Annotated in this window: 21 protein-coding genes and 1 tRNA gene; 13 read left to right on the top strand and 9 right to left on the bottom strand. The window is 72.4% G+C overall.

Annotation, left to right across the window (positions count from 1 at the left end; genetic code table 11):
- Nucleotides 1-190: 190 nt before the first annotated feature.
- Nucleotides 191-272 (top strand) — tRNA-Leu (locus tag FHX73_RS10040).
- A 46-nt stretch (nt 273-318) separates the two neighbouring features.
- The gene (locus tag FHX73_RS10035; protein WP_145904677.1) at nt 319-681 is read left to right on the top strand and encodes a hypothetical protein; all 363 of its coding nucleotides are present in this window, start codon (nt 319-321) and stop codon (nt 679-681) included.
- 22 nt (nt 682-703) lie between these two features.
- Here FHX73_RS10035 and FHX73_RS10030 read toward each other — a convergent pair whose 3' ends face one another.
- The 3 genes from FHX73_RS10030 to FHX73_RS10020 all read right to left on the bottom strand — a co-directional run bounded on the left by FHX73_RS10030 (nt 704) and on the right by FHX73_RS10020 (nt 4,317).
- Nucleotides 704-1,663, bottom strand: coding sequence for a hypothetical protein (locus tag FHX73_RS10030; protein ID WP_145904676.1), 960 nt, complete (start codon nt 1,661-1,663; stop codon nt 704-706).
- Between the two features lie 301 nt (nt 1,664-1,964).
- Nucleotides 1,965-3,185 (bottom strand): acetyl-CoA C-acetyltransferase, encoded by a 1,221-nt coding sequence (locus FHX73_RS10025; RefSeq protein WP_145904675.1) that lies wholly within the window; start codon nt 3,183-3,185, stop codon nt 1,965-1,967.
- A gap of 52 nt (nt 3,186-3,237) precedes the next feature.
- Complete coding sequence (locus tag FHX73_RS10020) at nt 3,238-4,317, bottom strand: SGNH/GDSL hydrolase family protein (protein WP_145904674.1); 1,080 nt, start codon at nt 4,315-4,317, stop codon at nt 3,238-3,240.
- Between the two features lie 169 nt (nt 4,318-4,486).
- On the opposite strand from FHX73_RS10020, the gene FHX73_RS10015 reads away from it, so the two are divergent.
- The 8 genes from FHX73_RS10015 to FHX73_RS09980 all read left to right on the top strand — a co-directional run bounded on the left by FHX73_RS10015 (nt 4,487) and on the right by FHX73_RS09980 (nt 13,247).
- Entirely contained in the window at nt 4,487-5,887 is a 1,401-nt protein-coding gene (locus FHX73_RS10015; RefSeq protein ID WP_145904673.1) for a cystathionine beta-synthase, read from the top strand.
- A 479-nt stretch (nt 5,888-6,366) separates the two neighbouring features.
- A complete protein-coding gene (locus tag FHX73_RS10010; protein WP_145904672.1) occupies nt 6,367-6,675 on the top strand; it encodes a hypothetical protein in 309 nt (102 codons plus the stop codon).
- A gap of 263 nt (nt 6,676-6,938) precedes the next feature.
- Nucleotides 6,939-8,180: a L,D-transpeptidase gene (locus FHX73_RS10005; protein ID WP_145904671.1), complete on the top strand. Its 1,242-nt coding sequence runs from the start codon at nt 6,939-6,941 to the stop codon at nt 8,178-8,180.
- A gap of 66 nt (nt 8,181-8,246) precedes the next feature.
- A complete protein-coding gene (locus FHX73_RS10000) occupies nt 8,247-8,750 on the top strand; it encodes a DUF1203 domain-containing protein (RefSeq protein WP_145904670.1) in 504 nt (167 codons plus the stop codon).
- Between the two features lie 39 nt (nt 8,751-8,789).
- On the top strand, nt 8,790-9,944 hold the full coding sequence (locus FHX73_RS09995; protein WP_145904669.1) for a cystathionine gamma-synthase: 1,155 nt from the start codon (nt 8,790-8,792) through the stop codon (nt 9,942-9,944).
- Nucleotides 9,945-10,156: 212 nt separating this feature from the next.
- Nucleotides 10,157-11,368, top strand: a complete 1,212-nt coding sequence (ilvA, locus tag FHX73_RS09990) for a threonine ammonia-lyase (RefSeq protein WP_145904668.1) — start codon at nt 10,157-10,159, stop codon at nt 11,366-11,368.
- A 41-nt stretch (nt 11,369-11,409) separates the two neighbouring features.
- Nucleotides 11,410-12,393, top strand: a complete 984-nt coding sequence (locus FHX73_RS09985) for an ATP-binding cassette domain-containing protein (RefSeq protein ID WP_145904667.1) — start codon at nt 11,410-11,412, stop codon at nt 12,391-12,393.
- Complete coding sequence (locus tag FHX73_RS09980; RefSeq protein WP_145904666.1) at nt 12,390-13,247, top strand: ABC transporter permease; 858 nt, start codon at nt 12,390-12,392, stop codon at nt 13,245-13,247. The genes FHX73_RS09985 and FHX73_RS09980 overlap by 4 nt, the downstream gene beginning before the upstream one ends.
- A 69-nt stretch (nt 13,248-13,316) precedes the next feature.
- Here FHX73_RS09980 and greA read toward each other — a convergent pair whose 3' ends face one another.
- Together greA and FHX73_RS09970 are read right to left on the bottom strand one after the other, a co-directional pair.
- Nucleotides 13,317-13,814 carry a transcription elongation factor GreA gene (gene greA, locus FHX73_RS09975; RefSeq protein WP_145904665.1) on the bottom strand — a complete coding sequence of 166 codons (498 nt, stop codon included), beginning with the start codon at nt 13,812-13,814 and terminating at the stop codon, nt 13,317-13,319.
- A 222-nt stretch (nt 13,815-14,036) separates the two neighbouring features.
- On the bottom strand, nt 14,037-14,453 hold the full coding sequence (locus tag FHX73_RS09970) for a DUF4307 domain-containing protein (protein WP_145904664.1): 417 nt from the start codon (nt 14,451-14,453) through the stop codon (nt 14,037-14,039).
- 136 nt (nt 14,454-14,589) lie between these two features.
- Between FHX73_RS09970 and mca the strand changes: the two genes are divergently transcribed.
- Nucleotides 14,590-15,483, top strand: a complete 894-nt coding sequence (gene mca / locus FHX73_RS09965; protein ID WP_145904663.1) for a mycothiol conjugate amidase Mca — start codon at nt 14,590-14,592, stop codon at nt 15,481-15,483.
- 78 nt (nt 15,484-15,561) lie between these two features.
- Nucleotides 15,562-15,744 carry a hypothetical protein gene (locus FHX73_RS09960; protein ID WP_145904662.1) on the top strand — a complete coding sequence of 61 codons (183 nt, stop codon included), beginning with the start codon at nt 15,562-15,564 and terminating at the stop codon, nt 15,742-15,744.
- 48 nt (nt 15,745-15,792) lie between these two features.
- Here the strand turns inward: FHX73_RS09960 and FHX73_RS09955 are convergent, their stop codons facing one another.
- Genes FHX73_RS09955 through FHX73_RS09940 form a run of 4 tightly spaced genes read right to left on the bottom strand, consistent with a single transcriptional unit; the run spans nt 15,793 to nt 20,253 of the window.
- Nucleotides 15,793-17,133 (bottom strand): GH1 family beta-glucosidase, encoded by a 1,341-nt coding sequence (locus FHX73_RS09955; protein ID WP_145904661.1) that lies wholly within the window; start codon nt 17,131-17,133, stop codon nt 15,793-15,795.
- A 34-nt stretch (nt 17,134-17,167) separates the two neighbouring features.
- The gene (locus FHX73_RS09950; RefSeq protein ID WP_145904660.1) at nt 17,168-18,010 is read right to left on the bottom strand and encodes a carbohydrate ABC transporter permease; all 843 of its coding nucleotides are present in this window, start codon (nt 18,008-18,010) and stop codon (nt 17,168-17,170) included.
- On the bottom strand, nt 18,003-18,926 hold the full coding sequence (locus tag FHX73_RS09945; protein ID WP_145904659.1) for a carbohydrate ABC transporter permease: 924 nt from the start codon (nt 18,924-18,926) through the stop codon (nt 18,003-18,005). The genes FHX73_RS09950 and FHX73_RS09945 overlap by 8 nt, the downstream gene beginning before the upstream one ends.
- 1 nt (nt 18,927) lies before the next feature.
- Nucleotides 18,928-20,253 carry an ABC transporter substrate-binding protein gene (locus FHX73_RS09940; protein WP_145904658.1) on the bottom strand — a complete coding sequence of 442 codons (1,326 nt, stop codon included), beginning with the start codon at nt 20,251-20,253 and terminating at the stop codon, nt 18,928-18,930.
- A 188-nt stretch (nt 20,254-20,441) separates the two neighbouring features.
- Between FHX73_RS09940 and FHX73_RS09935 the strand changes: the two genes are divergently transcribed.
- Nucleotides 20,442-21,674 (top strand): ROK family transcriptional regulator, encoded by a 1,233-nt coding sequence (locus FHX73_RS09935; protein WP_145904657.1) that lies wholly within the window; start codon nt 20,442-20,444, stop codon nt 21,672-21,674.
- The last annotated feature ends 18 nt before the right edge of the window (nt 21,675-21,692 follow it).

Raw genomic sequence — 21,692 nt, 5'->3', positions numbered from 1 at the left:
CCCGCCCCCGGGATCTCCTCCTGCGGTATGACAGGGACCCTGATGGCCGGATCCGGTGCATCCCTGGCCGGATTGCGGACAGTTCGTCAGATGGCAAGGAAACATGACAACTTCCCGGGCAAGGAACATGCGCGAGGGGGATCAGGGCGACTAGGCTCAGGCATGCCCGGGAGACGGGCGGTGTGTTCCGGCCCGGATGGTGGAACGCAGACACGGGCAGCTTAAAACTGCTTGGCCGAGAGGCCGTGCCGGTTCGAGTCCGGCTCCGGGCACCTGTGTACATCAACCGCCGGCCAGGCAGCCGGTTAGGCTTCGGCCATGCCCGATGCCACCGCCCTGCTGGACGCCGTCGACCACCTCGCGGACCGGTTCCGCGCGATGCCGCAGAGCCGGCTGCTCGGCGCGGTGCCCGGCCACCGTTCGCGGGCCGCGGCGGGATTGGCGCTGGCCCGGCTGTTGGCCGACCGGGCGCAGGCGTGGGAGGAGGGCCCCGGGGCCGCCCCGCGCGAGCTGCCGGACGCCGGCGCTTTCGCGGTGGGTGACCAGATCGCGGTGGCCGGCCACGACCTGGCGGCCGCGCTCGACGGACCGGCGGCGCGGGCCGGGAACGACGAAGCCGCGACCGCGCTCCTGGAGGAGGCGATCGCGGCGATCGGCGAGGTGGCCGGGCTCTGCGCCTGAGCGGGCGTCAGCTGGCGGCGGGTCAGATGCTGGCCACCACCCGGTCGGCGAGCACGTAGACGGTCTCGTCGTCGGTGGAGAAGGTCAGCGAGTAGGAGCCGGAGAACCGGGAGCCGCCGAGCAGTCGGACGTCCTCGCCGGCCCGGACCGCGTCGATCAGCCGGTAGGCCGCCTCCCGGTCGCCGGGGGCCACGCAGAGCGTGGTGCCGTCGGCGAAGGCGTAGACGTCCAGGGTGCCCAGCGGGCCGGGGCGCACGTCGGTGAGCGCGATCCGCTCCTCGGCCAGCGCGGTCAGCCGGGTGTCGGTCCACTCCCGGGACGGGGTCTGGCTGGGCACGAAGTCGGGGTGCGAGGGGTGGCGGCGCGGGTCGGGCGCGGGGGCCGGCTCGGCCTCGGCGAGCGCCGGGTCCTCGGGGTGCGGGTCGAGCAGCCCGGCCTCCAGGCCGGTGGCCAGCAGGTCGGCCTCGCGGCGGGCCCGCTGGTCGCTGTCGCCGGTCTGCACCGGGGTGCCCGGCAGGCCGGGGTGGCCGGTCGGGCCGGGCAGTGCGCCGCTGTCGCTGATCATGTCCTCCAGCGCGGAGCGCAGCGCCTCGCCGAAGGCCGGGTCGATGGTGCCCGCGTTGTCCGCCGCCTCCTGCGGACCGGTCGGCCGGGGGAAGAAGACCGGCCAGTTCTCCACGCCGAGGTCGGCCAGCCCGGAGTCGGCCCCCGGGAACGGCGGGTCGAGCAGCGGGTCGTCCTCGGCCGCCCGGGCCTCCTGCTCGGCCCAGAACGCCCGGGCCTCGTTGATCTCCCGCTCGCGGTCCGCGGCCAGCGCCTCGGTGACGGCGCGGCGTATCGCCGCCTCGTCGGGCGCGGCCCCAGCGGCCCCGGTGGCGGCCGTGTGCTCGGCCAACCGGCGGGAGAGGACGCGTACATGGACCAGTACGGCTGACGTCAGGACGACCAGGATCAGCATCAGCGAGATGTACACGGCGCTCACGGAACGTACTCCTTGCGCGGAGTGGAACGGGGGAACGTCTCCACCCTGCCGTATGGATGGCTGGTGCTGCAGTGGAAGATGTCCGATATGTCCGTGACGTTCGTCATTGTCCGAAAATCTAAACGTCCCACTGGTGTACGCTGCGGAGTTGACCGACTTCGGTACGTTGAAATCGGTGCCCCCTGAAACGAGTTGAGGGCCGGATCGCCCTCCTCGGTGTGATCCGGCCCTCAATTACCGTGGGTTATGCCGAACGGGTGTCAAGTACCCATCCGCGCACGGCGCGTCACCTCTTGCGAACTCAGCTGAGCCGCTCGATCACCATCGCCATGCCCTGCCCGCCGCCGACGCACATGGTCTCCAGGCCGAACTGCTTGTCGTGCCACTGCAGCGAGTTGATCAGGGTGGCGGTGATCCGGGCGCCGGTCATGCCGAACGGGTGGCCGACCGCGATCGCGCCGCCGTTGACGTTCAGCTTCTCCAGCGGGACGCCCAGGTCCCGGTAGGACGGGATCACCTGGGCGGCGAAGGCCTCGTTGATCTCGACCAGGTCGATGTCGTCGATGGTCAGGCCGGCCCGCTTGAGCGCCTGCCGGGAGGCATCCACCGGGCCGTAGCCCATGATCTCCGGGGAGAGCGCCGAGACCCCGGTGGAGACCACCCGGGCCAGCGGGGTCAGGCCCAGCTCGCGGGCCTTGGTGTCGGACATGACGACCAGCGCGGCGGCGCCGTCGTTCAGCGGGCAGCAGTTGCCGGCGGTGACCGTGCCGTCCGGGCGGAAGACCGGCTTCAGGCCCTGCACGCCCTCCAGCGTGACCCCGGCGCGCGGGCCGTCGTCGGCGCTGACCACGGTGCCGTCGGGCAGCGTGACCGGGGTGATCTCGCGCTGCCAGAAGCCCGCCTCGATCGCGGCCTCGGCCAGGTTCTGCGAGCGGACGCCGAACTCGTCCTGGTCGGCCCGGGTGATGCCCTTGAGCGCGGCCAGGTTCTCGGCGGTCTGGCCCATCGCGATGTAGGCGTCCGGCAGCAGACCGTCCTCGCGCGGGTCGTGCCACTCCCCGCCGCCCTCCTCGGCGCGCTTGGCGGTGCGGGCGACCGCCTCGGCGAAGAGCGGGTTCTGGGTGTCCGGCAGGCCGTCCGAGCTGCCCTTGATCGAGCGGGAGACGGTCTCCACGCCGGCCGAGACGAAGATGTCGCCCTCGCCGGCCTTGATCGCGTGCAGTGCCATCCGGGTCGTCTGCAGCGAGGAGGAGCAGTACCGGGTGATGGTGGTGCCGGGCAGGTAGTCCATGCCCATCTGGACCGCGACGATCCGGGCCAGGTTGTGGCCCTGCTCGCCGCCGGGCAGGCCGCAGCCGAGCATCAGGTCGTCGATCTGGCGCGGGTCCAGCTCGGGCACCTTGGCCAGGGCGGCCTGGATGACCTGCGCGGTCAGGTCGTCCGGGCGCAGGTCCTTGAGCGAGCCCTTGAAGGCGCGGCCGATCGGCGAACGGGCGGCACTGACGATGACGGCTTCGGGCATGACGGCTCCTCAGGGCAGGGCGCGGCGGCGGTGAAGGCTACGGGCGGAAAAGTTACTCCCAAGTAGAGCGTGCGTCATCCGACCCGGGGTGTGAGCTGGCCGACGTCGGCGGGTCGGCCGCCGCCGCCGCAGCCGCTGCGGCCGGCAGGCCGAACCGCAGCCGCTGCTTGACCAGCGCCCAGCGCCGCCCGCCGGCGCCCTCGGTGGCCGAGGCCACCTCGGTGCCGGACCGGGCGGCCGCGGTGGCCGCCGCCTCCGCCATCGGCAGCACGGTCTCCCGGGTACCCGGCGTGGGCAGCTCGGACTCCTCGGGCCACAGGCCCAGCGCGGCGCAGACCGAGGGCAGCACCGCCATCGCGGCGGTCGCGTAGCCCTGGGCGGAGGGGTGGAACCGGTCCGAGGCGAACATCTCCGGGCGGGTCGCGAACTCCGGGCCGAGCAGCGAGCCCAGCGAGACGGTCCGCCCGCCGGCCTCGACCACCGCGATGGTCTGCGCGGCGGCCAGCTGCCGGCTCACCCGCCGGGCCAGCCAGCGCAGCGGCGGCCGGACCGGCTTGATGGTGCCCAGGTCCGGGCAGGTGCCGACGACCACCTCGCAGTCGAAGGCGCGCAGGTCCCGGACCGCCTCGCCGAGCAGCCGCACCGCCTGGGCGAGCGGGATCCGGCCGCGCACGTCGTTCGCCCCGATCATGATCACCGCGAGGTCGGGCGGGGTGGCCAGGGCGAGCCGGACCTGGCGGGCCAGGTCGTCCGAGCGGGCCCCGGAGACCGCGACGTTGACCAGCCGCACCCGGCGCTCGGCGACCGAGGCCAGCCCGGAGGCGAGCAGCGAGCCCGGTGTCTCGCGGCCGCGCCGCACGCCCAGGCCGACCGCGGTGGAGTCGCCCAGGAAGGCCAGCACCAGCGGCGGCTCCTCCTTCCGGGCCGGATCGACGAAGCCGTCCCCGTAGACGCCCGCGGACTTCGGCGGATCGCCCTCCAGCACGCCGACGGTGCGGATCGCCAGCCGGCTCTCGGCGATCAGCAGGCCGGCCACGCCGACCCCGAGCAGGCCGAGTCCGCCACCGCCGTAGGCCGCGGCGGTGGCGATCCGGCGGGCGACCCGGGCCCGTGACTGGTGCGCCCCTGGCATCGGCGGCCCCCTTCGCGTCGGTCTCGCCGGCGCGCTGCGCGCGGCCGGCCTCCACGCAGGCTGCATACCCGTGGACACCTTGGCGCTATCGGTGAGCGTGGGCCATCCGGAGCCATAGGCTTGGCGGTACCGAAGGAAATGTCATGGCCACAGACCCGGGAGGACCCCCGTGCGGTACCACGATTCGATCATCGATCTGGTTGGCGACACGCCGCTGGTGAAGCTCAGCAAGGTCACCGAGGGCATCTCGGCGACCGTGCTCGCGAAGGTCGAGTACTTCAACCCGGGCGGGTCGGTGAAGGACCGGATCGCGCTGCGGATGATCGAGGCGGCGGAGGCCTCCGGCGCGCTGCGCCCGGGCGGCACCATCGTCGAGCCCACCAGTGGCAACACCGGTGTCGGCCTGGCCATCGTGGCCCAGCAGAAGGGCTACAAGTGCATCTTCGTCTGCCCGGACAAGGTCTCCACTGACAAGATCAACACCCTGCGGGCCTACGGCGCCGAGGTGGTGGTCTGCCCGACCGCGGTGGCCCCCGAGCACCCGGACTCCTACTACAACGTCTCCGACCGCCTGGTCCGGGAGACCCCCAACGCCTGGAAGCCGGACCAGTACTCCAACCCGGACAACCCGGCCTCGCACTACCACTCCACCGGTCCGGAGCTGTGGGACCAGACCGAGGGGCGGATCACCCACTTCGTGGCCGGCGTCGGCACCGGCGGCACCATCTCCGGCACCGGCCGCTACCTGAAGGACGCCTCCGGCGGCAAGGTGCAGGTGATCGGCGCCGACCCGGAGGGCTCGGTCTACTCCGGCGGCACCGGCCGCCCGTACCTGGTCGAGGGCGTCGGCGAGGACTTCTGGCCGACCGCCTACGACCGCACGGTCGCGGACGAGATCGTCGCGGTCTCGGACAAGGACTCGTTCCAGATGACCCGCCGCCTGGCCAAGGAGGAGGGCCTGCTGGTCGGCGGCTCCTGCGGGATGGCCGTGGTGGCCGCGCTGGAGGTGGCCCGCCGGCTCGGCCCGGACGACGTGGTCGTGGTGCTGCTGCCGGACGGCGGCCGCGGCTACCTGTCGAAGATCTTCAACGACGACTGGATGGCCGACTACGGCTTCCTGCCCACCGCCCAGGACGAGGCGACCATCGGCGAGGTGCTCGCCCGCAAGTACCACGTGGACGAGGGCGGCATCCCGCAGTTCGTGCACATGCACCCGAACGAGACGGTCGGCGAGGCGGTGCAGGTGCTGCGCGACTTCGGCGTCTCGCAGATGCCGGTGGTCTCGCCCGGCGCCGGCCACCCGGACATCATGGCCGGCGAGGTGATCGGCTCGGTGGCCGAGCGCGACCTGCTGGCCGCGCTGTTCAGCGGCGGCGCGCAGCTCGGCGACCCGCTGGAGAAGCACATGTCCAAGCCGCTGCCGGTGGTCGGCTCGGGCGAGTCGGTGACCGGTCTGATGACCGTGCTGGAGCAGTGCGACGCGGCCGTGGTGCTGGTGGAGGGCAAGCCGCAGGGCATCGTCACCCGCCAGGACCTGCTCGCCTTCATGGCGGTCCGGGCCGCGCACTGAGGCTCCGTCAGGCCGTGGGCCGACCGCGGTCCGGGCTGACAATGTTTCAGGTGATCGTTCGCCGACCCACCGACTGGTACACCCGCGTCACGTGCGCGCAGCAACCGGTTAACAACGCTGCGGCATCGTAGGTGTCACGGCAAGACGCCGAGCACGGCGGCGGTGGCGACGGGAGCGGCTCCCCGGCGCGACGGCCGCCGGACCGCCGGGACCGGCCCTGAATCCGGTCCGGGTGTGCGCCCTCCGGAGCCTGACGGTCCGGAGGGGGCCCTCGTGGGGGCCGTCGTCGTCCCGCCCCTGGTCCGGTTCCGGCCGGTTCCCAGGGTGCGGCGGTGTCCACGAGCGCGCCGCGGTGGCGCGGCTCCGTCGGCTCCCGGGTGGGGGAGCGGGCGGCGCAATGGCGGGGCCGGTCCCGGTACGTCCGGGGCCGGCCCCGAGCCGTGTCGCCCGCAGGGCCCGCTCTCGCCTACGCTCGCCCCATGACCAGCAATGACGAACCCCGCTACGTCCGGCTCAGCATCGAGCTGATCGCCGAGATCACCGACGAGGGCGCCCTCAAGGCCGCCGCGCTCGCCCAGGTGGCGGCCGACGAGTACCTGGACGACGAGGAGCGGGCCGAGTCCGTGGAGGCGATCGAGCTGGACCCCACGGGTTCGCTCGCGCACTTCATCGACCCGGTGGCGCTGCTCGGCGACGTCCCGGGCGTCGAGCTGACCCAGGCCACCTGGGAGTCCGCGCAGACCGCCTTCGACCCGGAGGACGAGTCCTTGGAGTTCGAGACCGAGTAGTCCGAGACCGAGCACTTCGGGATCGATCACTTCGAGACCGAGCACTTCGGGATCGATCACTCCGGCATCGAGACCTGGCGCGGCTCCACCCGCCGACCCTCCTGCATACCGCCCGCACGGCTTGCCGTGCGGGCGGTATGTCCTTTTTGGCGCAATCTCGCAGGGTCTCGTACGATCTGAGCCTCCTCGGAGAACCGGTCATATCAGTACATGCGTCATTAGGTCCGATATGACCGATCGGAGTCGGCAGCAGGGAGACGGAGATGACGGCACGGCAGATGACCGAGGGCGGCTGGAGCCGCCGGGGGGTGCTGGCCGGACTGCTCGGCGCACCGGTGCTGCTGCTCGCGGCCTGCGAGAGCGGGAGCGGCGGCGGGAGTGGGGGAGGGGCCGGGGCCGGGAAGGCCGCCGGCAGCCCGGCGCCGCGCAGCTCGGCCGCCGTGATCACCGTCTCGCCCGCCGACGGCACCCAGGGCGCGCCCTTCACCGCCCCGGTGACCGTCACGGTCGCCGCCGGCACCCTCGGCGAAGTCACCGTCACCGACCAGTCCGGCGCCCGGATACCCGGCCGGCTCGCCCCGGACGGGACGAGCTGGACCACCACCGCGCCGCTCAGCAGCGGCACCCGCTACGCCGTCGCCGCCAGCGCCACCGACAAGGACAAGCTGGTCGCCGCCGCCGACACCGCGTTCACCACCGCGACCCCCGCCAACACCTTCGTCGGCTACTTCACCCCGGAGGACGGCTCCACCGTCGGCGTCGGGATGCCCGTCTCGATCAACTTCAGCAAGCCGGTCACCGACCGCAAGGCGGTCCAGCAGGCGATCACCGTGCTGGCCGACCCGGGCGTCGAGGTCGCCGGGTACTGGTACTCCAGCACCCGGCTGGACTTCCGCCCCGAGCAGTACTGGGCCCCGGGCACCAAGGTCACCCTGAAGCTGCGGCTCAAGGACGTGGCCGGCGCCGCCGGCGTCTACGGCACCCAGAGCAAGGACGTCTCGTTCACCGTCGGCCGCGCCCAGACCTCGGTCGCCGACCTGGCCGCCGGCACCCTCACCGTCACCACCGACGGCCGGGTCAGCGCCGTCTACCCGGTGATCGGCGGCTCGCCCGAACACCGCACCTGGGGCGGCTCGATGGTGATCTCCGAGCGGTTCACCCAGACCCGGATGAACTCCGCCACCGTCAACCTGGGCGACGAGTACGACATCCCCGACGTGCCGCACGCCCAGCGGCTGACCACCTCCGGCACCTTCATCCACGGCAACTACTGGTCGCCCGCCTCCGCCTTCGGCAAGGCCAACACCAGCCACGGCTGCATCGCGCTGCGCGACGTCAAGGGCGCCGGCGACCCGGGCACCGACGCGGCGAGGTTCTTCGCGAGCTCGATCGCCGGCGACGTCGTCCAGGTGGTCAACTCCGGTGACCGCACCGTCGATCCGGGCAACGGGCTGGGCGACTGGAACATCGGCTGGGCCGACTGGAAGGCCGGCGGCGCGCTCTGACGCCGGGTCCAACGCGGTGTCCGGAAGCCGCCAGCCGCCCGGCCGCCGGCCCGGCAGGCTGGAGCCATGAGCACCGTGACCACCCGCTTCACCGTCCACCCGATCGCCCCCGCCGTGCTGGCCGGCCTGCGCCGCACCGACGACGCCGGCCGCCCGCCGGTCCCGGTGCGCGGCACCACCGGCGGCGAACCGCTGCGCTGCTGCCTGCGCCGCGCCGAACCCGGCGCCGACCTGCTGCTGCTCGCCTACGCCCCGCTGCGCCGCTGGGCCGCCGAGACCGGCGCCGACCCCGGCCCCTACGACGAGCTCGGCCCGGTCTACGTGCACGCCCGGGCGGCCGACTGCCCCGGCGCCGAGCCCGGTTACCCCGCCGCGATGCACCGCGGCGACCGGGTGCTGCGCGCCTACGACCGGGACGGCCGGATCCTGCGCGGCGTCCTGGTGGAGCCCGAACCGGCCGTCGCCGAGGAGGCGCTCGACGCGATGTTCAGCGACCCGCTGGTGGCCGTCGTGCACGTGCGCGCGGTCGCCTTCGGCTGCTTCCAGCACGAGGTCCGCCGCGCGGACTGAGAGGGCTGCGGCGCAGCCGGGTTCCACTACGCTCGGGCCATGACCGATCACCAGCACCCCCAGGGCTTCGAGACCATCGCCATCCACGCGGGTCAGGAAGCAGACCCCCGTACCGGGGCGGTCGTCCCGCCGATCTACCAGGTCTCCACCTACAAGCAGGACGGCGTCGGCGGCCTGCGCGGCGGCTACGAGTACAGCCGGTCGGCGAACCCGACCCGCACCGCGCTGGAGGAGTGCCTGGCCGCGCTGGAGGGCGGGCAGCGCGGACTGGCCTTCGCCTCCGGCCTGGCCGCCGAGGACACCCTGCTGCGCACCGTCCTCAAGCCGGGCGACCACATCGTGATCCCCAACGACGCCTACGGCGGCACCTTCCGGCTGTTCGACAAGGTGCTCACCCGATGGGGCGTCAGCTTCGACGTGGCCGACACCCAGCACCCGGAGCGGGTCCGCGAGGCGATCCGGCCGAACACCCGGGCGGTCTGGGTGGAGACCCCGTCGAACCCGCTGCTCGGCATCACCGACATCGCCGCCGTGGCCCAGATCGCGCACGACGCGGGCGCCCTGCTGGTCGTCGACAACACCTTCGCCAGCCCCTACCTGCAGCAGCCCCTGGCGCTCGGCGCCGACGTGGTGGTGCACTCCACCACCAAGTACATGGGCGGCCACTCGGACGTGGTCGGCGGCGCGCTGGTCGCGGCCGACGCCGGGCTGGGCGACGAACTGGCCTACCACCAGAACGCGATGGGCGCGGTGGCCGGCCCGTTCGACTCCTGGCTGGTGCTGCGCGGGATCAAGACCCTGGGCGTGCGGATGGACCGGCACACCTCCAACGCCGAGCAGATCGTCGCGCTGCTCTCCCGGCACCCGAAGGTCACCCGGATCTACTACCCGGGCCTGGCCGAGCACCCCAACCACGAGGTCGCGGCCAAGCAGATGAAGGCCTTCGGCGGCATGGTCTCGTTCCGGGTCGAGGGCGGCGAGCAGGCCGCGGTCGACGTCTGCAACCGGGCCAAGCTGTTCACCCTGGGCGAGTCGCTGGGCGGCGTCGAGTCGCTGATCGAGCACCCGGGCCGGATGACCCACGCCTCGGTGGCCGGCTCGCTGCTGGAGGTGCCGGCCGACCTGGTCCGCATCTCGGTCGGCATCGAGTCCGCCGAGGACCTGGTCGCCGACCTGGCCCAGGCGCTCGGCTGACGGTGCGTCACGGCCGCCCCGACCCGGTCGGGGCGGCTGTGGACCCTCCGTCGATCGGGGGGCGGCGTCGCGGCGCCCGGACTCTCGCCTGGACGGCTTCTCCTCAGTCGCCGATGCTCCGCATGGACTCCTTCGTCGGCACCGCCCAGACTCGGCCCGGACCCCGCTCCTTCACCCACCCCCCAATCGACGGAGGGTCCTAGGCTTTGCCCATGCAGAGCTGGCCGATCACCATCGACGACTTCCGCGGCGCGCAGAAGATGCTGGCCGGGGTCGCCCGGGTCACGCCGATGGAGAGCAGTCGGTACCTGTCCGGGCTGGTCGGCTCCCCGGTCCACCTGAAGTGCGAGAACCTGCAGCGCACCGGGTCGTTCAAGCTGCGCGGCGCCTACCTGCGGATCGCCGGGCTGACCCCGGTGCAGCGGGCCGCCGGCGTGGTGGCGGCCAGTGCGGGCAACCACGCCCAGGGCGTGGCGCTGGCCGCCGCGCTGCTCGGGGTGCGCTCCACCGTCTTCATGCCGCGGGCCGCGCCGTTGCCCAAGGTGGCGGCCACCCGGGAGTACGGCGCCGAGGTGCGGCTGCACGGCGCCACCGTGGACGAGGCGCTGGACGCCGCCCAGCGGTTCGCCGAGACCTCCGGCGCGGTCTTCATCCACCCCTTCGACCACGCCGACGTGGTGACCGGCCAGGGCACCGTGGGGCTGGAGATCCTGGAGCAGTGCCCGGAGGTGCGCACCATCCTGGTCGGGGTGGGCGGCGGCGGGCTGCTGGCCGGGATCGCGGCGGCGGTCAAGCCGCTGCGCCCGGACGTGCGGGTGGTCGGGGTGCAGGCGGCCGGCGCCGCCGCCTACCCGCCCTCGCTGGCCGCCGGCCGGCCGGTCACCCTGCCGTCCTTCCACACCATGGCCGACGGGATCATGGTCGGCCGCCCCGGCGACATCCCGTTCGAGCTGGTCAACACGCTCGCCGACGGCGTCCGCACGGTGACCGAGGAGTCGCTCTCGCGGGCCCTGCTGGTCGCGCTGGAGCGGCTCAAGCTGGTGGTCGAGCCGGCCGGGGCCAGCCCGGTCGCCGCCCTGCTGGAACACCCCGACGAGTTCCAGGGGCCGGTGGTGGCGGTGCTCTCCGGCGGGAACATCGACCCGCAGCTGATGCAGCGTGTGCTCCGGCACGGCCTGGCCGCGGCCGGCCGCTACCTCTCGCTGCGGGTCCGGCTGACCGACCGGCCGGGCGCGCTGGCCACCCTGCTCGGGGTGCTCTCCTCGGTGGACGCCAACGTGCTCGACGTCGCCCACGTCCGCACCGACCCGACCCTCGGCCTGGCCGAGGTCGAGGTGGACCTGCACCTGGAGACCAAGGGGCCCGAGCACTGCGCCGTGGTGCTCGGCGAGTTGGGTGATGCGGGGTATGTCGTGTCGCGTTAGGTTCGATCGCAGTGGGTCCGCTCCGAGGAGATGAGGCAGCCATGGCCCCAGCCATCCAGGCCGAGAACCTGGTGAAGACCTTCGGCGACGTGCGCGCCCTGGACGGGGTGAGCCTGGACGTCCCGGAGGGGACGGTGCTGGGGCTGCTCGGCCCGAACGGCGCCGGCAAGACCACCACCGTGCGGGTGCTGACCACGCTGCTGCGGCCCGACTCGGGCAGCGCCGTGGTGGCCGGGGTGGACGTGCTCAAGCACCCGAACCGGGTGCGCAGCATGATCGGCCTGTCCGGCCAGTACGCCGCCGTGGACGAGTACCTGACGGGCCGTGAGAACCTGCGGATGGTCGGCGAGCTCTACCAGATGAGTGGCCGCGCGGCCAAGGCGCGGGCCGCCGAACTGCTGGAGTGGTTCAACCTGAGCGAGGCCGCCGACCGGACGGCCAAGACCTACTCCGGCGGCATGCGGCGCCGGCTCGACCTGGCCGCCGCGCTGGTGGTCCGCCCGCCGGTGATGTTCCTGGACGAGCCGACCACCGGCCTGGACCCGCGCAACCGGATGGCGCTCTGGGAGGTGATCGAGACCCTGGTCGGCCAGGGCACCACGCTGCTGCTCACCACCCAGTACCTGGAGGAGGCCGACCGGCTGGCCCACGACATCGCGGTGGTGGACCACGGCCGGGTGATCGCCCGGGGCACCGCCGACCAGCTGAAGGCGCAGATCGGCGGCGAGCGGGTGGAGGTGGTGGTGCACGACCGGGAGCTGATCGGCACCGCCGTCGAGGCGCTGAGCGGCTACGCGGTCGGCGAGGCCAGCGTGGAGCGCAACACCCGGCGGATCACCATCCCGGTCACCGGCGGCGCGAAGGTGCTGGCCGACGTGATCCGCGACCTGGACGCGCGGGACGTCGAGATCGACGACATCGGCCTGCGCCGCCCGACCCTGGACGACGTCTTCCTCTCGCTGACCGGTCACCTGACCGAGTCGGGCGGCGGCGAGGAGACCCCGGCGCGGGAGGCCGTGCGATGAGCGCCGCGACCGAGCACGCGATCGGGGGCGCCGTCCCCCGCCAGCGCCGCGGCCTGGCCGCGATGGCCCACGACTCCTGGGTGGTGGCCCGGCGGAACCTGCGCCGGATGACCCGGATCCCGGAGATCGTGGTCTTCGGGCTGCTCCAGCCGGTGATGTTCGTGCTGCTCTTCTCCTACGTGATGGGCGGCGCGATCCAGATCCCGATGGCCGGGGCCAGCTCGAAGATCTACACCCAGTTCCTGATGGCCGGCATCTTCGCGCAGACCGTCACCTTCGCGGTGGCGGGCGCCTCGGCCGGCATCGCGGAGGACATGACCAAGGGCCTGGTGGACCGGTTCCGCTCGCTGCCGATGACCCGCTCGGCGGTGCTGGTCGGGCGCACCCTGGCGGACCTGTGCCAGACCGCGTTCACCCTGCTGGTGCTGGCCCTGGTGGCGCTGGCGGTGGGCTGGCGGATCCACCACGGGGTCCCGCGGATGCTGGCCGGCTTCGCCCTGCTGCTGCTGCTCGGCTACGCCTTCTCCTGGATCGGCGCGCTGATCGGGCTCTCGGTGCGCAGCCCCGAGGCGGCCACCTCGGCCGGGCTGATCTGGCTCTTCCCGCTGACCTTCATCTCCAACGCCTTCGTGCCGATCAGCAGCATGCCGGGCTGGCTGCAGCCGATCGCCTACTGGAACCCGTTCAGTTCGACCGTGCAGGCCTGCCGCAACCTGTTCGGCAACCAGATCGGGCCGGTGGACAAGGCCTGGCCGATGCAGCACGCCTACGGCGTGTCGATCGTCTCCTCGCTGCTGGTGCTGGCGCTGTTCTCCTGGCTCTCGGTGCGCAAGTACCGCTCGGCGGCCGGCTGACCGCTCGGTGCCGGAGACGGCGAAGGGCCCCGCCGCGAATGCGCGGCGGGGCCCTCGGTGTTCTTCGGCTCAGCCGGTGTAGGGCTTGACGTCGATGACCTTCACGGTCGCCTTCTTGCCGTTCGGCAGCTCGTAGGTGGCGTTGTCGTCCACCTTCTTGCCGTCGATCGCCCGGCCGAGCGGCGACTGCGGCGAGTAGACGTCCAGGTCGTCGCCGGCCACCTCGCGGGAGCCGAGCAGGAAGACCATGGTGTCGTCCAGGTCGCCGTCGAAGGCGACGGTGACGAGCATGCCGGGGGCGACCACGCCGGAGTCGGCGGGGGCCTCGCCGACCTTGGCGCGCTCCAGCAGCTGGGTGAGCTGACGGACCCGCAGCTCCAGCTTGCCCTGCTCCTCGCGGGCGGCGTGGTAGCCGGCGTTCTCCTTCAGGTCGCCCTCTTCGCGGGCCTGCTCGATCTTCGCGACGATCTCGGAGCGAGCGGGGCCGGTCAGGTGAGCCAGCTCTTCCTTGAGCTTGTCGTAGCCGGATTGAGTGAGCCAGGTCACGTTCTCGCTGGTCTGGGTCACGGGTGCTCCTCGTCGGTGCTGGGCAATACTGCTTCGGGGTCACTACAAAGGAACGCCCGCTCCCGGAGACTTCGGACCCGGAAGGGGCGAAACCACGAGCCTAACAATCTCCGGGCCCGGACGGGAGTGGCGTTGTCGGCGCGTTAACCCGCGCTTCCCCCGAATCTGCCCGGTGAACAGGGCGTTCATGCCACCGGGCGGCCGGGCGCGGCGCGCGGCGCGCTAGGAGGGGGTGCAGCCGAGCAGCTCGGCGGTGGTGCCCCGGGCGGTGGTGCGGATGGTGACCATCTGGTTGTAGCTGCTGCCGGCCTTCGGCACCGGGACGTCGAGCTGGCCGACCACCGAGTGGTCCGCGGCCTCGGTGCGGATGGTGCAGGTGCCGCCGGTGCCGGAGTCCTTGGAGACCGAGAGCTGGGCCTGCACCTCGGAGTCGGAGACCACCTGGAAGACCGGGACCGAGCCGTTCAGCTTGGACTCGCGCAGCAGGTAGTCGCCGCCGAGCCAGGCGATCAGGGCGAGCACCACGACGGCCAGCACCGCGCCGACCACCTTCAGGCGGCGGTCCGCCTCCTGGTCGGAACGGCCGCCGTAGCGGCCCTCGGGCAACTGCCCGGCACTGCTGGCGCTGGTCGCGGTCATGGCTGCTCGGGTTTCCTGGTCGGGTGCTGGGAATGTGGGGGCCTTCCAGTCCGTCACTATAGGGGGGCAAGGTTTCGGACCTCGAAGCCGAGCCCCCCACGTTGCCGGCCCGGACATTCCCGGAAGGAACCAGGCGTTGACTGAGCAGTTGCGGCTGATGGCGGTGCACGCGCACCCGGACGACGAGTCCAGCAAGGGTGCGGCCTCCATGGCCATGTACGTCGCCCAGGGCGTTGAGGTGCTGGTGGCCACCTGCACCGGCGGGGAGCGCGGTTCCGTGCTCAACCCCAAGCTCCAGGGCAAGCCGGAGATCGAGGACAACATCCACGAGGTCCGGCGCAAGGAGATGGACCTGGCCCGGGAGATCCTCGGCGTCCGGCAGGCCTGGCTGGGCTTCGTGGACTCGGGGCTGCCGGAGGGCGACCCGCTGCCGCCGCTGCCCGAGGGCTGCTTCGCGCTGCGGGAGGTGGACGAGGCGGCCGAGCCGCTGGTCCGGCTGATCCGCGAGTTCAAGCCGCAGGTGATCACCACCTACGACGAGAACGGCGGCTACCCGCACCCCGACCACATCATGACCCACAAGATCACCATGCGGGCCTTCGACGCTGCCGGTGACCCGGACGCCTACCCGGAGGCCGGCGAGCCCTGGCAGCCGCTGAAGCTCTACTACAACCACGGCTTCCCGATGGGCCGGATCCGGGCGCTGCACGCCTACCTCACCGAGCACGGCATGGACTCGCCGTACGGCGAGTGGATCGAGGGCTGGGAGAAGAGCGGCCGCAAGGAGCGCGAGATCACCACCCGGGTGCAGTGCTCGGACTGGTTCGAGACCCGGGACCGGGCGCTGATCGCGCACGCCACCCAGATCGACCCGGACGGCCCGTGGTTCCGGGTGCCGCTGGAGGTGCAGCGGGAGGTCTGGCCCACCGAGGACTACGAGCTGGCCCGTTCGCTGGTGGACACCGACCTGCCGGAGGACGACCTGTTCGCCGGCCTGCGCGCGGCGAGCCTCGCGGGCGAGCCGAAGTAGCACCCCGCCGACCTGGGGTGGGGCGTGTCGCCCCACCCCGGTGACCGGTTCCTCAGGGAGTCGGGTCACCATGGAGCAATGAGCACCTCCGTGAACCTCGCCGCGACCCTGGCCCTGGACGAGTCCAAGGTCACCCCCGGCCTGCTGGGCTTCGTCGTCTTCGCCGTCCTCGGCGTGGCCACCTGGTTCCTGCTGAAGTCGATGAACTCGCGCTTCAAGAAGATCGACTTCGCCGAGGAGGGCGACTCCCCCAAGGAGTAGTCCGCCCCGGCGGTCCGCCGGCCGGAGCGGGGACCGCCCGGCCGGTCGTCATGCTGCCCGGTGGGCCCGGATCAGCTCGGCGTAGCGGTGGCCGCTGCGCTTGACGGTGCGCCGCTGGGACGGGTAGTCGACGTGCACCAGGCCGAACCGCTTGTCGTAGCCGTAGGCCCACTCGAAGTTGTCCAGCAGCGACCAGGCGAAGTAGCCGGCCACCGGGGCGCCCTTGGCGGCCGCGCGGGCGCAGGCGGCCAGGTGCTGCTCCAGGTAGGCGGCGCGGTCGGCGTCGTCGATCCGGCCGTCGGCGTCGACGGTGTCGCGGTAGGCGGCGCCGCTCTCGGTGACGTAGAGCTCGGGGACCCGGTACTCCTCGGCCAGGCGCAGCAGCAGCTCCTCCAGGCCGGGGGCGTGCACCTCCCAGTCCATCGCGGTGCGCTGCGGGTTGCGGCCGGGCAGTTGGCGAAAGCGCGGCACCGGGCCGGTCGGGTCGTCGGCGACGACCTGGCGGAAGTAGTAGTTCAGCCCGAGCCAGTCCAGCGGGGCGCCGATCAGCTCCGGGTCGCCGTCGCGGACCGGGAGTTCGACGCCGTAGAGGTCCACCATGTCCTGCGGGTAGCCGCGGCCCAGCACCGGGTCCAGCCACCAGCGGTTGATGTGGCCGTCGGCCCGGCGGGCGGCGGCCAGGTCCGCGGGGGAGTCGGTGGCCGGTTCGATCGGGCTGAGGTTGTTGACGATGCCGATCCGCGCCCCGGGCACGGTTTCCCGCAGCGCCCGCACGGCCAACCCGTGGGCCAGGTGCAGGTGGTAGGAGGCGCGCACGGCCGCCGTCAGGTCGGTCAGGCCGGGCGCCATCAGGCCCTCCAGGTGGCCGATCCAGGAGGAGCAGAGCGGCTCGTTGAGGGTGCACCAGTGGGTGACCCGGTCGCCCAGGCGCTCGGCGATCACCGCCGCGTACTCGGCGAACCGCTCGGCGGTGGCGCGCTCGGGCCAGCCGCCGCGGTCCTGTTGGGCCTGCGGGAGGTCCCAGTGGTAGAGGGTGGGGAACGGGGTGAGGCCGCGGGCCAGCGCCCCGTCCACCAGCCGGTCGTAGAAGTCCAGTCCGGCCGGGTTGACGGTGCCGTCGGCCAGCGGCACCACCCGGGGCCAGGCGATCGAGAACCGGTAGGCGTCCAGACCGAGGCCGGCGGCCAGGTCGAGGTCCGCGGGCCAGCGGTGGTAGTGGTCGCAGGCGGTGTCGCCGGTGTCGCCGCCGGCCACCGCGCCCGGGGTGCGGGAGAAGGTGTCCCAGATCGACGGGGCCCGGCCGTCCTCGGCCGCGGCGCCCTCGATCTGGTAGGCCGAGGTGGCCGCGCCCCAGCGGAAGTCGGGCGGCAGTGCGTCCAGGTCGTTCACGAAGAGCCTTTCGGGTAGGTGAGTTGACTGATCGTCACTTGACGGCGCCGGCGGTCAGGCCGGCCACCAGGTAGCGCTGGAGGAGCAGGAAGCCGGCCACCATTGGGACGCTGACGACCAGTGAGGCGGCCATCACCTGGTTCCAGTACACGTCGGTCTGGGTCGCGTAGCCCTGCAGGCCGACGGCCAGGGTGCGGGTCTGGTCGTTGGTCATCACCGAGGCGAACAGCACCTCGCCCCAGGCGGTCATGAAGGCGTAGACCGCGACCGCGACGATGCCGGGCACGGCGGCGGGCAGCACGATCCGCAGCAGGGTGCGGACCGGGCCGCAGCCGTCCACCGCGGCCGCCTCGTCCAGGTCGCGCGGGATCGAGTCGAAGTACCCGACCAGCATCCAGATCGAGAACGGCAGCGAGAAGGTCAGGTAGGTGAGGATCAGGCCGCCGCGGCTGCCGTAGAGCGCGATGCCGGTGGAGTTGCCGATGTTGACGTAGAGCAGGAAGAGCGGCAGCAGGAAGAGGATCCCCGGGAACATCTGGGTGGAGAGCACCGTGGTGGTGAACAGCCGCCGCCCGGGGAACCGGTAGCGGCTGACCGCGTAGCCGGCCAGCACCGCCAGCAGCACCGAGAGCGCGGTGGCGCTGCCGGCCACGATCAGCGAGTTGGTGAAGTAGCGGGCCAGCGGCACGGTGGTCCAGATGTCCAGGTAGGGCCGGAAGGTGAGGTGGCTGGGCAGCCACCGCCAGGGCCCCTGGACGTCCTGCAGCGGCTTCAGCGAGGAGCTGAGCATCACCGCGACCGGGGTCAGGGTGAAGACGGCGAGCAGCAGCAGGACCAGCCGGCGCAGCCGGCGGAACCAGGCGGGCGGGTCAATCATCGGCGCCCCTGCGGCGGTTGGTGGCGAACAGGTAGCCGGCCGTCACCAGCAGCAGGAAGAGCAGCAGCAGCACCGACATGGCCGAGCCGGCGCCGAAGTTCCAGGTGACGAAGGAGGCTTGGTAGATGTGGACGGAGATCAGGTCGGCGGCCTTCGGGGCGGCCTTGCCGAACAGCACGAAGGGGGTGTTGAAGTCGTTGAAGGTCCACAGGAAGAGCACCAGCACCAGCACCTGGTTGACCGGGCGCAGCGAGGGCAGGGTGATCCGGCGGATCTGCTGCCAGACCCCGGCGCCGTCCAGCGCGGCCGCCTCGTAGAGCTCGCGCGGGATGTTCTGCAGCCCGGCGGTCAGGGTGAGGAAGGCGAACGGCCAGGAGCGCCAGACCGAGACGGTGAGCAGCGCGGTGAAGCTGTTGTCGCCGATCAGCCAGAACGGCTTGTCACCGATCAGGTGCAACTGGTCGTGCAGCACGTGGTTGATCAGGCCGGTGTCCCGCTGGAACATGAACGACCAGGTGATCACCGAGGCGAACACCGGCAGCGCGTAGGGCAGCAGGAAGGCGGCCCGCAGCAGCGCCCGGCCGCGGAAGGCGTCCTGCATCAGCACCGCGGCGGTGGTGCCGATCAGCCAGGAGAGGCCGACCGAGAGCAGGGTGAAGGCGCAGGTGGTCCAGAAGGAGTCCAGCAGGGCCCGGCCGACCGGGGCGTTGAAGTCCAGTGCCATGCGGTAGTTGGCGGTGCCGGCGGCCGGCGCGGTGGTCCAGTCGCGGATGGTGAACTGGGTGAGCTGTTTGAAGCTCATCAGGATGCCGACCACCATCGGCACCAGGTGGACCAGCAGTTCCACGGCCAGGGCCGGGAGCAGCAGCAGGTAGGGCAGGGCGGCTCGGCGCCCCGGACGTCGCAGCCGGATCACCTCAGCCGGCCGGCATCTGCTGCTGGGCCTTGGTCAGTTCGGACTTGACCGTGGCGTCGGTGACGGGCTGTCCGGCGGCGGCCGCCGCCAGCAGGTTCTTCACGGCGGTGCCGACCAGGGTCTCGAACTGGCTCTCGCTCGCCACCTGGGGCAGTGGTGCGGCGCTGTTCTGCAGCACGCCGGCCAGGGTCTTCAACTCCGGGGTGGCGAAGGCCGGGTCGGCCTCCACGCTCCTCACCGGCGGCAGGCTGCCGTAGCTGGAGTTGAGGATCTTCTGCTCGTCGTCGCCGGTCATGAACTTCACGAAGTCCAGGGCGCCGTCGAGGTTGTGGGTGTTCTTGAAGACGGCGAGGTTGATGCCCGCCACCATCGAGGTGGTGGCCTGGCTGCCGGTGGCGCCGGCCGGGACGGGGATCGAGGCGACGCCGTAGTCGTCCGGGTTCATGCCGTGCGACTTCAGGCTCGGGCCCGCGGCCTGCCACATCAGCATGGCGGCCTTGCCGGTGGCGAAGTCGGTGACCGACTGGTTGGCGGCGTACTCGGCGTCGCCCGGGGCGGCGATCTTGTCGGCGGCGATGAAGTCCACGTACTGCTTGACCGCGGCGACCGCTTGGGGGCTGTCGAACTGCGGCTTGCCGGAGGTGTCGTAGAAGCCGGTGCCGTGCTGCAGGCCGAGCATGAAGGCGTTGTGCACGTTCTCCGAGACGTTGCCGCCCTCGATCGCCAGGCCGTACTGCGAGCCGGTGGTGAGCTTCTTGCCGTCGGCCACCAGCTCGTCCCAGGTGGTGGGCGGGTTGGCGATGCCGGCGGCCTGGAAGAGCGTCTTGTCGTAGTAGAGGCCGTAGGCCATCGAGTAGAGCGGCACGGCCGCCGGGTCCTTGCCGACCGCGCCGGCCGAGGCGACGGCGGCGGGCAGGAAGCGGTCCTTGCCGCCGATCCGGGCGAAGGCGGCCTGGTCGAAGGGGAGCAGGGCGCCGGTGGCCTGCAGGGAGGCGGACCAGGTGTTGCCGATGTTCAGCACGTCCGGTCCCTGGCCGGAGGCGGTGGCGGCGAGGATCCGGTTGAGCAGGTCGGACCACGGGATCACTTCGAGGTCGACCTTGATGCCGGTCTGCTGCTCGAACTTCTTCAGTTCGGGCTCCAGCACCTGCTTGTCGTTGTCCAGGCTGGTGCCCTGGTTGGAGGCCCAGTAGGTGAGGGTCTTCGGGCTGGAGTCGGAGCCCGCGGTGGTCGAGCCGCCGCCGCAGGCGGTGGTGGTCAGGGTGAGGGCGGTGGCCAGGGCGATGCCGGCGGCCATGGGGAGGGCGGCGGGTCGCTGGGTGCGCATGTGTGACGGCCCCTCTCGGGCACGGGCGGAGTGGGTCTCGGGGATGGTGGCGCGAGGGGTGAGGGTGGGGTGTCGCGAGGTGTTCCGGGGCGTCCCCCGGTAACTTCATGGCGTGATTTAACGTGTGAGAAAACCTGGCGTCAAGACTTCGCGCACGGCAGGATGAGCACCCAGGAGGGAGAAACACCATGGCAGAGCAGAATCGGCAGACCGTCCGCGACCTGCGCCGGGGGAGCCGGGCCACGCTGCTGCGCCACCTCTACTTCGGCGGGCCGCTGAGCCGCCAGGAGTTGGGGCCGCGCAGCGGTCTGAGTGCGGGCTCGATCAGCAACGTGGTCGGCGAACTGCTGGCGGACGGGCTGGTCGAGGAGTGCGGGTCGGTGGAGTCGGACGGCGGTCGCCCGCGGATCCTGCTCCGGGTCGCGCCCGGAGCCGGCCACCTGGTCGGGGTGGACGTCGGCGAGACCCGGGTCCGGGTCGCGCTCTTCGACCTGGCACTGCGGGAACTCGCCGCCGCCGACCACCTGTTGGCCGACCGCGGGCACGACGCCGAGCACGTGGCGCAGCTGATCCTGGCCGGGCTGGCCGAGGTGCTGGCCGCCACCGGGGTGGCCGAGTCCGCGGTGCTCGGGGTCGGCGTCGGGGTGCCCGGCGTGGTCGAGCGGGGCGAGCCGGACGGTGCGGGGGCGGTGGTGCACGGGCCGACGGTCGGCTGGTCGGCGGTGCCGCTGGGCCGGCTGCTGCGGGCCGGCACCGGGCTGCCGCTGCACGTGGACAACGGCGCCAAGACGCTCGGGCAGGCGGAGATGTGGTTCGGCGCCGGGCGCGGTGCGCGGCACGCGGTGGTGGCGCTGTTCGGCTCCGGGGTGGGCGCCTGTGTGATCGCCGACGGGGCCCGGTTCCGCGGCGCGACCAGCAGCGCGGGGGAGTGGGGGCACACCAAGGTGCACGTGGGCGGGCGGCTGTGCCGGTGCGGTGCGCGCGGCTGCCTGGAGGCCTACGTCGGGGCCGAGGCGTTGGTGGAGCGCTGGGGCCGGCGCGCGCCGGGTGGCGAGCAGGCGGGCATCGCCGCCCTGCTGACGGCGGCTCAGCAGGGCGACCTCTCCGCGATCGACCTGCTGAACGAGGCCGCCGAGTACCTGGGGGCGGCGATCGCCGACCTGATCAACCTGTTCAACCCTGAGCGGATCGTGATCGGCGGCTGGGCCGGCCTGCTGCTCGGCCCGTACCTGCTGCCCGCGGTGCGGGAGGCGGCCACCCGGTACGCGCTGAGCTTCCCCCGGGAGCAGACCGCGATCCTGCTCGGCGAGCTCGGCCCGGAGGCCGTGACCACCGGCGCGGCGACCCTGCCGCTGAGCCGCTTCCTGGACTCCGGCGGGACCCTGCCCAAGACGGGGAGGGGGGCCCGGCAGGCGAGTTGACGGTGTGCGAAACAGTGC

It is taken from the genome of Kitasatospora viridis, from assembly GCF_007829815.1.
GTDB classification, from domain to species: domain Bacteria; phylum Actinomycetota; class Actinomycetes; order Streptomycetales; family Streptomycetaceae; genus Kitasatospora; species Kitasatospora viridis.
The sequence above is the reverse complement of the archived record's forward strand: the minus strand, read 5'-3'. Positions and strand labels throughout refer to the sequence as shown.